The sequence below is a fragment of the Corynebacterium ureicelerivorans genome, assembly GCF_000747315.1.
Lineage (GTDB): Bacteria > Actinomycetota > Actinomycetes > Mycobacteriales > Mycobacteriaceae > Corynebacterium > Corynebacterium mucifaciens.
Map to the genome: position 1 here is coordinate 1,847,353 of NZ_CP009215.1, position 13,045 is coordinate 1,860,397.

Annotated in this window: 7 protein-coding genes and 3 pseudogenes; 4 read left to right on the forward strand and 6 right to left on the reverse strand. The window is 57.2% G+C overall.

Annotated elements, in window-relative coordinates:
- Window positions 1–51 precede the first annotated feature (51 nt).
- Window positions 52–954, reverse strand: coding sequence for a DMT family transporter (locus CUREI_RS09155; RefSeq protein WP_051952315.1), 903 nt, complete (start codon window positions 952–954; stop codon window positions 52–54).
- 61 nt (window positions 955–1,015) lie between these two features.
- On the opposite strand from CUREI_RS09155, the gene CUREI_RS09160 reads away from it, so the two are divergent.
- Window positions 1,016–1,594, forward strand: a complete 579-nt coding sequence (locus tag CUREI_RS09160) for a TetR/AcrR family transcriptional regulator (RefSeq protein WP_201773330.1) — start codon at window positions 1,016–1,018, stop codon at window positions 1,592–1,594.
- Here CUREI_RS09160 and CUREI_RS09165 read toward each other — a convergent pair.
- Window positions 1,545–3,157: pseudogene (locus tag CUREI_RS09165) on the reverse strand (ATP-binding cassette domain-containing protein); the annotation flags it as partial. The gene CUREI_RS09160 and the pseudogene CUREI_RS09165 overlap by 50 nt on opposite strands.
- A 149-nt stretch (window positions 3,158–3,306) precedes the next feature.
- On the opposite strand from CUREI_RS09165, the gene istA reads away from it, so the two are divergent.
- Together istA and CUREI_RS09175 are read left to right on the forward strand one after the other, a co-directional pair.
- Window positions 3,307–4,947 (forward strand): IS21 family transposase, encoded by a 1,641-nt coding sequence (istA, locus tag CUREI_RS09170; protein ID WP_084768122.1) that lies wholly within the window; start codon window positions 3,307–3,309, stop codon window positions 4,945–4,947.
- Window positions 4,948–4,950: 3 nt separating this feature from the next.
- Window positions 4,951–5,718, forward strand: coding sequence for an ATP-binding protein (locus tag CUREI_RS09175; RefSeq protein ID WP_038610129.1), 768 nt, complete (start codon window positions 4,951–4,953; stop codon window positions 5,716–5,718).
- A gap of 96 nt (window positions 5,719–5,814) precedes the next feature.
- On the opposite strand, the pseudogene CUREI_RS12330 reads toward CUREI_RS09175, so the two are convergent.
- The 4 genes and pseudogenes from CUREI_RS12330 to CUREI_RS12025 all read right to left on the reverse strand — a co-directional run.
- Window positions 5,815–6,389, reverse strand: a pseudogene (locus CUREI_RS12330) (excinuclease ABC subunit UvrA); the annotation flags it as partial.
- Between the two features lie 138 nt (window positions 6,390–6,527).
- Window positions 6,528–8,213 (reverse strand): AMP-binding protein, encoded by a 1,686-nt coding sequence (locus CUREI_RS09190; protein ID WP_038610132.1) that lies wholly within the window; start codon window positions 8,211–8,213, stop codon window positions 6,528–6,530.
- A gap of 33 nt (window positions 8,214–8,246) precedes the next feature.
- A complete protein-coding gene (locus CUREI_RS11830) occupies window positions 8,247–11,519 on the reverse strand; it encodes a bifunctional cytochrome P450/NADPH--P450 reductase (protein ID WP_084768303.1) in 3,273 nt (1,090 codons plus the stop codon).
- A gap of 272 nt (window positions 11,520–11,791) precedes the next feature.
- Window positions 11,792–12,568, reverse strand: a pseudogene (locus tag CUREI_RS12025) (GDSL-type esterase/lipase family protein); the annotation flags it as partial.
- A 96-nt stretch (window positions 12,569–12,664) separates the two neighbouring features.
- Here CUREI_RS12025 and CUREI_RS12665 point away from each other — a divergent pair.
- On the forward strand, window positions 12,665–12,979 hold the full coding sequence (locus CUREI_RS12665) for a hypothetical protein (RefSeq protein WP_038612912.1): 315 nt from the start codon (window positions 12,665–12,667) through the stop codon (window positions 12,977–12,979).
- The last annotated feature ends 66 nt before the right edge of the window (window positions 12,980–13,045 follow it).

The following is a 13,045-nucleotide window of genomic DNA, read 5'->3' on the forward strand; positions in this document are numbered from 1 at the left end:
ATTACACAGACCCGTCACGCTGCTACAAATCTGCTGCACAGGTGGTCTTTTCTACGTTGCTGAGCGTGCTGGTTTGCGCTGGCCGCTCACCGTCAGCACCACGGCCGACAGACCCAAGAGCATTCCAAACATTTGCCCGACACCCACGGAGTGCCCGAACATGAGCCACGTCCGCAGCGACGTCACCGGCGGGGTGAGAAAGAGCAGCACGCTCGTGTTCGTGGGGCCAATGACACGCAAACATGCCGTGTAGGCGGCATACCCTCCAATGCCAGAAAGGAAGATTAGCCAGAGCATCGCGCACACAAAATCCGCGTTGACATGGACCCCCATCTGTCCAGTGAACGACGCCACGGCAGTAAACACCACGGCTCCTGTGGCAGTCTGTATCGCCAGCGCCTGGACAATACTGGCCTGCGGATTCCACGCGCGTTCGAGAAGCGCACTGGCGGATAGGCCAAGCAACGCCGCCGGCGGAAGAAGGAGACCCACAAGCGCGGTCGTTGAAAAATCGATAGCGCCGGCAGCCAATCCCACCGCCACAAGGCCCAGGCCAAGTCCGGCCGCCATCCGGCCGTTGAATGTGTCGCCCCACAACCGTGCGCTCAAGGCCGCGACAATCAGGGGCTGCAATGCGCAGACCAGCGAGGTGACGCCCGGGTCTATACCCACGTCTGATGCTCCGAACACCGCACCGAGGAAGATCGCGTGAGAGAGCACGCCGATGACAATCTGGTGCGCAACATCGGTACGGGTCAACCGCGGCACATGCGACCGCGCTGATCCGCCCGCCACACGCAGGCCGGCGACCACCACCCACAACAGCGCCGCGGTAGCGAGGTAGCGCCACGCCAACAGGCCCGCGGGAGACGCGCTATCTCCAGCGAGTAGCGAACCGACGAACCCCGAACTCCAGCAGATGACGAATGCGATTGCGATAAGAATCTTCTTCACCGCTCCGAGGTAAGTATACCGGTCAGTATACTGTCAATGTACTTCGTTGAAAGGACGGACATTGGCCACGCTGGCAGACCTCACCCCCGTTCAGCCGCCCACCACCACTCCAGGCGGGCAGCGCATCCTTGAAGCTGCGTCCGAGCTGTTCTACCTCCACGGAATCACCACGACGGGGCTCGATCTGGTAGTTGAGCGCGCGGGGGTGACAAAACGCACCCTGTACCAACGCTTCGGCTCAAAGGACGGGCTCATCCGGGCCTATCTTGCTGCTCGTGCGCACAAGTGGCAGTCGCTGGTGCTCGCACGCGTCAGGGCTGCGATCGATAAGCAAGCCGATCCGGTGGAAGCGGTATTCGACCTCACATACGAATGGGTTTCGGACAATCCCCGTGGGTGCGGCTTCGTCAACGCCTGGGCCGAACTCGGAGACAACGCCGGCCCGGAAACACAATTAGCCATTCGGCAAGAAAAGCTGTGGATGCGGGCGCTATTCGAGTCCCTCGCGGGCAGCTCGCCCGGTGAATCGGTCCATGAGCTCTACGAAGGAGCCCTGGTCTGCGCGGCAATCCTGGGGGACGCGGAGACTATTATGCGGGCGAAATCGGCTGCCCGGCAGCTCGCTCACGCAGACTCGTAGAGAGGTATCGCCCGGTTTCGGGCCCGGTGCGTTCATGCCTATCGACGAGCTGGCGCACCGTCCCCGCATCAACCACCTGCCCACCGGCGGAGCCTGCCCATGGGCCTAGGTCGATGACGTAGTCGGCGCGCGACACCAACGCGAGGTTGTGCTCGACGACGATGACGGTAGCGCCGCCGTCCACCAGCCGGTCTGACAGGTCTACCAGGCGCGCGGTGTCGGTGAGGTGCAGACCGGTAGTCGGTTCGTCCAGCACGTAGGCGGGCGCCGGCTTCTTCAGGCTCGCCGCAAGCTTGAGGCGCTGGCGCTCACCGCCGGACAGGGTGGTCAGCGGCTGGCCGAGCGTGACGTAGCCGAGCCCCACGTCCACCAAGTGCCCGCAGATCTTCGCTGCAGCATTGACCTTGTTTTCCTTCAGGCACGGCTGTGCTTCCTCGGCGGGCATAGCAAGCACGTCTGCGATGTTCTTGCCACCGAGGGTGTGCACCAGCACCGCGTCGTCGAAACGTTTGCCCTCGCAGACCTCGCATGGGACGTCGACACCCTGCATCATCCCCAGATCCACGTAGACCACGCCTGCGCTATTGCAATGTTGGCAGGCGCCGTCGGAGTTCGGGGAGAACATAGAGGCCGGCTCGCCCGACGCTTTGGCAAACGCCTTGCGGATCGGGTCCAGCGCGCCGGTGTAGATGGCCGGGTTGGAGCGCCGCGATCCGGAGATGGGGGCTTGATCCACCCACACTGCGTCCTCCAGCAGCGCGGACGCCTCGAGGGCACGCACGAGGGACGACTTGCCGGAGCCTGCTACCCCGGTAACGGCGGTGAGCACCCCGGTTGGGATGTCCACGTCGATGCCGACCAGGTTGTTCTCGCTCGCGCCGCGCACCTTCAACCAACCGGAAGGCTCCCGCGGGTCGGCCTTGACATCGACGCCCAGCTTCAGGCTCTCTCCCGTGCGTGTGCCGGCCTCGCGCAGCTGGTCGACGGTGCCTTCGAAGACGATCTCGCCGCCATCCGTGCCGGCGCCGGGGCCGAGCTCCACCACGAGCACGGTGTTGCCCTTGTCGCGAAGTGCGGTGAGCAGCCCGTTGAGGCGGTCATTGTCGGCGGCGTGCAGGCCCGCGGTGGGCTCGTCGAAGACGTACGTGACGTCGGAAAGTGCCGAGCCCAAGTGGCGGATCATCTTCACGCGTTGCGCCTCGCCGCCGGAGAGCGTCGAGCTCGGGCGGTCCAGCGTGATGTAGCCAAGCCCAATGGCAGTGAAGTTCGCCAGCGCCGCGCGTATGGACGCCACGAGCGAGGCGACGCCCGGCGCGTCCACACCCTCGAACCATTCCGCGAGGTCTGCCACTTCATCGCGCACAGCTCGGCGATGTTCTTGCCGTCGATCTTTGATTCCAGCGCGTACTGCGCCAGCCGGGTGCCGCCGCAATCGGGGCAATCCACCCGTGCCACGGCACGGTCCACGAATTCGCGCGCGGCCTTCTGCAGCCCCTCCTTCTCCTTGCTCAGCAGCGACGCCTCCAAACGCGGGATCAGGCCCTGGTACGTGGTGTTGCATTCCAAGTACTGCACCCTGTTGCGCGGTCGTATCTAGTAACACCGTGGTGAGTATCGAGTAACGCATTGGTGAGCATCCAGTAACAGTCCGGGGGAGGATTCTGGTGACCGCGTGACTTCAGGGCACGCGGCGTTACCAGAGGAGTCTGATTGTGACTGACTACCGGGCGGTAATGGATCAAGTGCTCAAAGGCTGGTCTGTCCGTCAAATCTGTTCGAGTTCGCGGTGCTCGCACACCACCGTGCAAAAGGCTCGCGATGCGCTGGTGGAACACAACATCACAACCCGTGAGCAACTTCGTGGGGTTGCGGATCATGAGCTGGCGGACTGGTTCGTCGACGGGCGCAGCCATGCTCAGGGGGATTTCGTCCCGATCGATTTCGACGCTGTCGCCAAGGCGCGCACCGGGCGCAACAAGGTGACCCTGCAGGTGCTGTGGGGCCGCTACACCGCACAGCCTGCGGGCACAGGCCAGCGGTACTACAGCTACGAGCGGTTTCGCCAACTTGTGGCTCAACACGTCGATGCAGCCGGGCTGACCGCCAGAATCACCCATCTCCCAGGCCATACGATGCAGGTGGACTGGGCAGGCACGAAGATGCGGTTGTTTGACCCCACCGGCGGGCAAGGCTTGAAGGTCAGTATCTTTGTCGCCTCGCTGCCGTATTCAGGGATGGTGTTCGCCTGCGCGTGCGCGGATGAGCGCCAGGACGCGTGGCTTGCAGCTCATATCCGCGCGTTCGAGTACTTCGGCGGGGTTGCCGAGGTCATCGTGCCGGATAATGCCTCAACGGCTTCGAATGCGATCAGTGCCGCGGACAGGAATCGCCGGGTCAACTCCACCTACGAGGAGTTTTTGGAGCACTACAACACCGCCGCGTTGCCGGCTCGGGCGAAACGTCCCAAGGATAAGGCCAGCGTTGAAGCTGCAGTCAAGATTGTCACCCAGAACGTTATCCACGCACTCGATGGCCACCAGTGCGCCGGAATAGACGAGCTCAACGCAAAAATCACCGTCCTAGTCGATGGGATCAACGCTGCCGAACCGTTTCGCGGCAATGCGACGAGCAGGCGCGCATTGTTTGATCAGTTCGAACGCGACGTGCTCACCGCGCTGCCTGAAACGCCGTGGCAGCGTACCGAATGGAAACGCGCCAAAGTCGCGCCGAACTTCCACATCAGAGTGCACAACGCGCATTACTCGGTGCCCAACCAGCTGGTGGGCCGCACCGTGGATGTGCGTATCACCGGTGACAGTCTCGCCGTCTTCGACGCCGGGCAGCGTGTGGCCACCCACCAACTCGCACGTGCCCGCGGGGTGTATGTCACCGACACCGACCACATCCCGGCGAACATGGGTGACACCCGTGGGTTGTGGACAAGCGAGTACTTCCTGCGCGAAGCCGCCAAGATCGGGCCGGCCACCCGCCAGGTGATTGCCGAGCTCATCGAAGCCAAAGCGATCCCTGCCCAGGCGTACCAAGCGTGCCGCAACGTGCTCAGCATGGGCAAACACACCAACAAGCCAATCCTCGAAGAAGCCTGCAGGCGGTTGGTGTCCACCGACGGTGCTAGGCGTGCTGTGTCGTATACCGCGGTGAAAAACATGATGGCCGCCGTGCGCAAAGACACCTCCACACGGCCTACAGGCACTGACCTGCCAACCGATCAACCAACCGGCAGACCCGCTGACGGCGCGCCTGCGCCGACAGCGCGTGACACCCGCGGCGCCTACCTCGGTGGTGCTGCCCAGTTCAGCCTCGAAAACCTCACCAAGAAGGGATCTGCATAACCCATGCCCCACCCACAGCCAGCATCAGCATCTGCCCGCTTCCTCGATGAATCAGTCCTGCCGGTCTTTACCGACCTGCGCATGACCGCCTTCGGACAAAGCGTCATCGACATCGCCGCCGATCCCGCCTTCGACGATTGGAGCTTTTCCGACAAGGTGCTCTACGCACTCGACAAAGAGGTAGCGGCCAAGCGTGAGAGGCGAGTCAACAAACTGCTCAAAGCATCCCGATCGCCAAATCCCGATGCTTGTATCGAAGACATCACCTACACGCCCGGCCGCACCATCAACAAAGAGCAAATCACCCGACTCGCTCACTGCCAATGGTGCCAAAGCGCACAAAACATTGTCATCCTGGGCAAATCCTCCGTCGGCAAAACCTACCTCGCCCAAGCACTACTCACCGCGGCGTGCCGAAACGACTACTCCGCACGCTTCTTCCGCACCGACACACTTGCCAACCACCTCGCCGTGCTCAAACACGACGACCCAGCCCGCATCACATTCCTCGAAGACCTCCACCACACAGACGTGTTAGTCCTCGACGACTTCCTGACCACCCCAATCGATGCCGTCACCGCACACCAACTGCTCAACATCCTCGCAGAGCGCGAACCCCGCGGATCCACCATCGTGACATCCCAGTTCACACCCGACGAGTGGTACAAATCCATCCCCGATGCCGTCATCGCCGAATCCATCCTCAACCGACTCGTCGCCGGCGCCGAAATCATCACACTCGAAGGCACCAACATGCGACTGGCCCCATAACCCCGCCGAAACCCCAAAACGCCCGGGTGTTACTCGATACTCACCCGGGCGTTACCCGATACTCACCACACCGTTACTAAACACGTGGTCTAAACACTGCACCCTCTCCTGCTCGCCGTACAGCAGGGCGTGGCGCTGCTCCGGAGTAAACTCCCCCACCGGCACCTCGGCGGGGAACTTACCTGCCTCGGCGCATGCGCAGAACTGCCAGGATCCGGGCTTGTAGCCCGGCGCGAGGATGGCGCCGTCGTCGAGGGACAGCGATTCGTCCACCACCTACGCCTCGTCGAACCTGCTTGCACGCCCGGTGCCCGCGCACGTCGGGCACATCCCGCCGGTGCGCGAGAAGTGCTTCACCACTTTCTTCTTGCCGGTCACGCTCGGAACGTTGAAGGATGACGCCCCGGGGCCACCCGCGTTCGGTTCCGCGATCCGGGAGTACAACACCCGCAGCATCGGAGTGACATCCGTGGCCGCGCCATCGACGGCATGAAACCCTGCACGAAGGACGAGTACGTCTCGTTGATCAGCCGCTGCGATTCCCCCGCGATGGTACCGAAGACCAGCGAGGACTTCCCTGATCCGGAGACGCCGGCGACGGTGAAGCGGCGTTTCGGAATGCTGACGGAGACGTTGCGCAGGTTGTTCTCGCTCGCGCCCGTGACGACGATGGCATCGTGGGCATCGTGGGCATCGTGGGCAACGTGCGCGCCAGGCGTTGTTGGATTCGGTTGTTCTGAAAAAAGGGCTGCTCCCCCATCAGCAGGCAACTAACGGGGGAGCAGTGCAGAGAACGTAGATTAACAGTCTTAAACGGTAGATTGTCCGGGAAGTTCAGGCCGGATCACTTTGCCCATCGGGTTGCGCGGGAAATCGGCCACAAAGAATACATCTCTCGGTGCATGAGCATCTGAGAGACCAGCCGTCACGATTCGTCGCACTTCCACGTCGTCGAGTTCGTTTGCGGTTACCCCGTCCTCACGAATTACGTAGGCTCGCAGAGCTTGCCCATAGTGAGGATCTGAGACACCATGAACATGGACATCGTCAATCCTTTCGTCCCGAACGAGGAGATCCTCAATCTCCGAAGGGAAGATTTTCTCGCCATACTGTGTGATTACAAGGTCATCTGCTCGACCTTTAACGTAAAGCCGATTACCGCGTCGATAGCCGCGATCACCCATTCGCAGAAGATTGTTGTTGGTCTTGATCTCGATTGAAGGGTCAGTGTAGCCAACAAACATATCGTATGCGCCGGCGAAAATTTCGCCGATTTCACCGTCCGGTAGAAGAGTGCCGTCGTCATCACGAATTTCGATAACTGAACCGGGGTGAATAGTGCCTGTGAGTGTCGGATCTGCGGCTAGCTCATCAGCATCGGAGATGGCTAACCCTGAGGTCTCGGTTGACCCGTAGCAGTTGTGGAAAACTTTTCCGAACTTCTCATTTACTTTCTCGACCTCGTATGAGGTTAGCGGGCTACCGGAAGAAGTGATGAATTCTAGACCGTCTACTCGGTCGATTGCGTTCCGGTCGAGGTGAGCGATCATCTCTCGTAAACGAGAGGCTGAACTGATCCAAGCATTGATGTCGTACTTTTCGAACTGTTCAAGAGCCTTAGAAGAATCGAAGTTCCGCTGCGTAACGATTGTTGAACCGGTGAAGATGCACAGGAGCATATTGCCCCACCCGTAAAAGTGGAACAGCACCCCGGTTAATAGAACGGACATACCTCTCCGCCACGGGACGGTTCCAAGCACGGGTCCGATCCCTTGGGGCGACTTCAGCTGCCTTCGGACTACACCCTTAGGCATGCCCGTCGTTCCTGATGTCATTACCACATGCTGTGACCTAGTAGGTTTTTCAGGTAGAAGATCGAGATCTGTGGAACCGCTCTCGATGACCTGGTCCATTGTAAGGGCATCTGCTGGAAGCATTCCGGGGTCGTCGATATGCCCGATGATGACGGTGCAGTTCTCTTTGGTCTTGTCGGTGAGCCGGTCGTAGAAACTCTGATCGACAATGAGGGTTTCCACCTCGTGGAATTCTAGAACCCGTTCGATCTGGGGTCCAGAACTATTAGCGTTGATCATGAAGATGTGATAGCCGACGAACTGGCGGGCGCACAGTGGGAAAATGGAAGCACGACCATTCAAAGCCAAGACGGCTAGGTTACCTCCATCGCGGACCCCATTTTGCATCAAACCAGTAGCCAGCCGTACCACACGGTCATAGAACTCGTAGTAGGTCAGCTCTCCGTCGTCATCTACAAGCCCCAGGCGTTCTGGATGACGCCGAGCGGTGTTGGCAAGGCCGCCGCTTTCAAGCGAGCCAAAACGCTTAATGGTTCTAGCATCTGCTTTGACATCGGCGACAGAGCCGAGCTCGAAGATGTTGTTCTTTCGGATGACGTTCAAGAAGTAGAAAAATTGACGTATGACTTCCTTTTTTGGTACCCCGTGGTCGGTATCGGGGTGAAGAGTGTATTTAGACATGTGCGCTTCCTTTCAGTAGCGGGGTGTGCTCGATTAGGTGAATGCCTCTGTTACATAAGTAAAGAGTTCCTGCTCCATATTTCTGACTTCTGCAGCAGCCTGTTGCTCATTGAAGCCTCGGTGCTCCGAGATTATCTTTGCGAAAGTCTTACGAACCGCTGGGGCCATCCGCTTGGCATCTCCGCAAACGAGGGTCTTCGCTCCTTTCTCGAGAAGAYTGAACACATCATTGCGATCCGAATAGAGGCGGTCCTGAACATACTTAATGTCCGTACCGCTTTCGCTTCGACTGTGGTGACGTGAGAACGCGGTGCGAACATCGATTACRCCATCCTTCTCCCACTCATGGAGTTCCTCGCTATATAGGAAGTCGGATTCGGGGCCGTGGCAGCCATAGAAAAACAAAGATTTAGCTGGTGTGATGCCTTCATTCTGGCAACGTGTTGCACGTTCCTCGATGAATGCACGGAGGGGAGCGATCCCAGTACCAGCGCCGATGAGAATCATTGGTATGGATGGATCTGGCTCCACTTGGAAATGTYTATTTCCGGGCACTACCGAAACCAAGATCTTAGAACCGGCCTGCTGTTTCGCTAAATAATTGGAAGAAACGCCAGTGAAGGTTCCACGGCCTGACCATGCAGGAGATTCGATGCGGGAGAAGGTCAAAGAAGGCTTTGTCGGTTCACCGAGAGCAGACGACGAGATTGAGTAGCGACGAGCTCGGAGCGGCTCAAGCATTGAAATGAACTGGCCGAAGGTGAAGTCTACAGATCGGAAAGTTTCGAGGAAATCTAGGAGCGAGGTCCGCTTCTCGAGCAGCTCGTTGAAAGTTTCGGTTTCAGCGAGTTGCGATAGTTGAGCTTTTTCGGGTGGGCATTGACACTGTGCAACTGCTAGATCCAGGTGCCGCTTGCTCAACGGTGTTGCAAGCTCAACGTAGTTTTCAAGTAGATCATTAATTGTCAATACTTGGTCTATGGGCAGGAACGTGGAGCAACCGGAAAGCTTTATGCGATCTTCCCCTGCTAGTTGGAAATGGTCCAACACGCGGTTGACACCGGATGACGAGTTCTTCGGGAGTACCTCTAAGTAATCGCCTGTCGAGTATGAAACCCCTTCAGGAAGTTCAAGAACAGCCTTGAATTTCTCGTTCATGGCCCCATCAACGTCTGTGGATAGCTTTTGAACGCTGGTGACTACTGCTTCGACGAATGGGCCGTCTGTCTCGGCTACCAACATATTCTGACGCCCAGCATCAACTACTGTGACCTCGACGAAGTCTGACTTGCTGTGATCATCGAACGAAAGATCGAGATCGGCTGCGAGTTTTGACCAAAGTCGTTTTGACCAAGATTCGAAGTCGGCGAAATAGTCTCCCTTCATGTCAATTACACCGCGATCAATCAATCGTATGGCTCCGCGAGATTCCATGGCCTCGTCGATCTCGGCTGGAACGCGTTGGAACGTCTCTGCCCAGTCTGAGTTACCGCTGCCAAGCACAGCAAATTTCACACCTGTTAGTGACGGTGCTTCCTTGCCTGTTATCCAATTGAAGAAACGCTTTGCATTATCCGGGGGGAAACCTTCATATGAGCTGGTAGCTACGATTGCAATGTCGCCCGCCTGCAAAGAATTGACGGCATCATCGAGATCAGACATGTCGACTTCGAAGCCTTGTGTTTTGGCAAARGCCGCTAATTCTTCAGCGTGACTACGAGAGGTTCCGGCRTTAGARCCTACGAGCAGGCGCAGCTTATACCCGTTCGGAGGAGCATCGACCTTTGTGATTGGTGTCTCTTCTGTCGTGGGAGCGTCAGCGTGAGGCTCGTCGTAGCGCTTGGGTCCGAGGTACGGATATTCTTCCCTCGGTTGGATAGTGACGAACAGGTCTTTCGGTTTCGAAGTTAGGCCGTCAAGCATTTCCAGTTCATAGCTTGGATTTGCGAAGTTGAAATCCAAGTGTTGAACAATCAACGCAAGCATCATKGTGGCTTCTTGGAGCGCGAAGAAGCGGCCGAGACACGATCGTTGCCCATTTCCAAATGGTTTCCACGCATTATGAGGTATWAATTTGGCATTCTCAGGATCGAACCGTTCCGGTCTGAACTCTTCGGGATTATCCCATACGGCCGGATCACGATGCATGTGTCCGAGGAGAACCAACAGCGTGTCTCCAGGGTTAACAGTTACAGGGGTTCCTCCTGTGCCACCGTTCTCACCAATCGTCGTAGTTTCAAAAGGTGTTACTGCATATGCCGGAGCAGTGGGGTAYTTCCTTAGACCTTCACGAAGTACTTGATCAATGTAGTTTAGATCTTTGAGATCTTCATATTGAGGGAATCTACCGTTGAGGACCGAATCGGTGTTTTCGCGTGCCTTGGCTAAGACTCGGGGATTACGCATCAATTCGTAGAGAACGAAACTGAGCAGCCCAGAAGTTGTCTCGTGGCCTGCAATTAGAAACGTAATCAACTGATAGCGTAGGTTTTCGTCGGTCAGACGCCCCCCAGTCTCAGGATCGGTTGCATTCATCATGACATCGAGAACGTCTTCATAGCCCTCTGGGCTAGGATTCCTTCGTCGTTCCCTAATCAAACTATCGACGGTGTCCTGCATGACCGAGACATCGTTCTTGAACTGGTGATTGCCAATAAGACCAAGAGTCTTCTGAATCTTCAAAGCATGGGCTCGCTTGCCGGCATGATTCAAGCCACGACCCATTGCGTCGATAAAGGGGTGAAAGCCTTCCGTATAGAATGAATTGAAGCGAAATGTAAATGAGCAGAGCGCAATGGTGTCGAGCGTCAATCTAGTGAAGTCACCAGCGACATCAATTTCTTCATCGGCTCGTGCTCTCGACCACTTAAGCATAAGCTGGTCTGCGATGTCTGCCATGCGGTGGTACATTCCGCGCAGAGCAACTGGGCTGAAAGCGGGCATAAGAATCCGATGTGCTTTACCCCACTCCGGATCGTCGAACTCGGCGGTAAAAAGGCCGTTACCAGAGAATCCGCTTACTTCTTGGAGGGCGGGGTGGACGACCTTATGAAAACGGGTTTCATCTGAGAGCTCATCGACCAAGGCGAAAGAGGTCACCACGTAGAACGGTGCAGAGCCGGGTATCTCTTGTCGATAAAAACGCCCGTGTTTTTCAGCTAATCGCGTTCCGGACTGAACGATGTTGCGTGGATCGAGTGAATAGGCGGTTCCGATTAGCGGGTACGATTTCGGCCCGGGGATAGCGGTGTCAGGGTTAACGCTCGATGAGCCCAGCCCAGGGCGTTCGGAGCTTTTGGACGTCATGATGATTCCTTAGACCGTTAGAAAGTCGCTAATGGATTCTAGAATTTAGGTAGAGCGTTAACGGCTACCTGAAATGAAAGTTCTAAAGATTGCTTAACGCTTGGCCAGGCGTTAAGAGTTCTCCCCCAAAAATTTTCGATGGTTGGAAAACCGGTGAGGTGTATCAGTGGAGTGGTCAACGGATACTCCCTGATAAGCATAAGGGCGAATTCGGGTGTCATGTGTATCAACCTTTCTGTATCTAGCTGCCTACGCAGAGGGGGATGGACTGGTTAACTGAAGTATGTTTCAGTAATGCGCTTAGCGTAGTAGACGTGTCCGGCATCGGTTAGGTGGCCTGCGAGCTTGTGCGAGGCATCGTCTGCAATGGAAGCGCCGTAACGGCCCGGATCGTTCGAGCAACCATTCTTTCCGCTTTCTACGGAAATTTCGGCAACCATGTCAAGAAACTCGCTATTCGTATCAGCGGCAGCTCGTCGCTGCTGCTCGCGAATTTCGTCTTGGTAGTAGGCTACCAACGGAAAGTACCAGTGACTGGTAACGTTTAAAAGATTAGATCCACAGGTGTGGTTGAAACCATCTGTCTCATCGGGAATCCCGAGGATGATCACCTTGGCGCTAGGCGCGGTTTCCTTGATGCGATTAATTGCTCCCACCATCGCCTCGTTGAAGCGTTTCATCCGTTGTTCCTGGGTGGTTATTGAAGGGAAGTTACTGGGCTGGTAGGTGTCGTTCACGCCAGCGCTGATGGTGACCAGCCGGGTATTGGAATCAAGACTGCCATCCTTGATGGCTCGTTCAACTTGCTGACGAACTGTGTCATGTGGAATCGAATCATTTTCCGTAGGTTCTACATAAGCAGTGGCACCGGGGCACGAGTAGTCTTCTAGGCGCAGACCGGTGCTTCGCGCGGCCTGAGCTGCAAAATTGTTGGGGTCCTGCGCACAAAAACCTTCTCGGATCGTCGGCCATTGTATCGAGGGGTTTTTCAGCTTCGCTCGGTAGACGGTGACATCCAAGGCGGTCGGATTCGCACCTACTGAGTCGCCAAAGTTGACGTAGCTTTCCTTGACGTGGCTATTGACTGGTGGGGCCGGCTCTAATTCTTCAAGCTGGGGAACGTTAGGCGCAGGAAGCGAAGGAACTTGAGGAAGGTTAGGGACTTGGGGAAGGTTAGGCGCGGGAAGGTTAGGCGCGGGAAGGTTAGGCGCGGGAAGGTTAGGCGCGGGAAGGTTAGGCGCGGGAAGGTTGGGCGCGGGAAGGTTGGGCGCGGGAAGGTTAGGCGCGGGAAGGTTAGGGACTTGGGGAAGGTTAGGAGCGACGGGTGCCGAGAGTTCAGGCAGATTAGGCGCAGCATCGGCAACTGGGAGCATAGCGCCACAGGCCAATGCGGTCAGGAGAGTAGCACCAAATTTATAAAACCTCATGTGTTCCTTTCCGGCGATATTCGCGTCGCCTAGTTATACTTAAGCCCTCCAAAGGGTTTCCGAAAATAGTAGCTCATCCAGATTCGGCCAGCATCTTTT

Coding starts and splice junctions, on each gene's coding strand:
- CUREI_RS09190 (WP_038610132.1), bottom strand. CDS start 8,213: ATGTCTAAATACACTCTTCACCCCGATACCGACCACGGGGTACCAAAA.
- CUREI_RS09175 (WP_038610129.1), top strand. CDS start 4,951: ATGCCCCACCCACAGCCAGCATCAGCATCTGCCCGCTTCCTCGATGAA.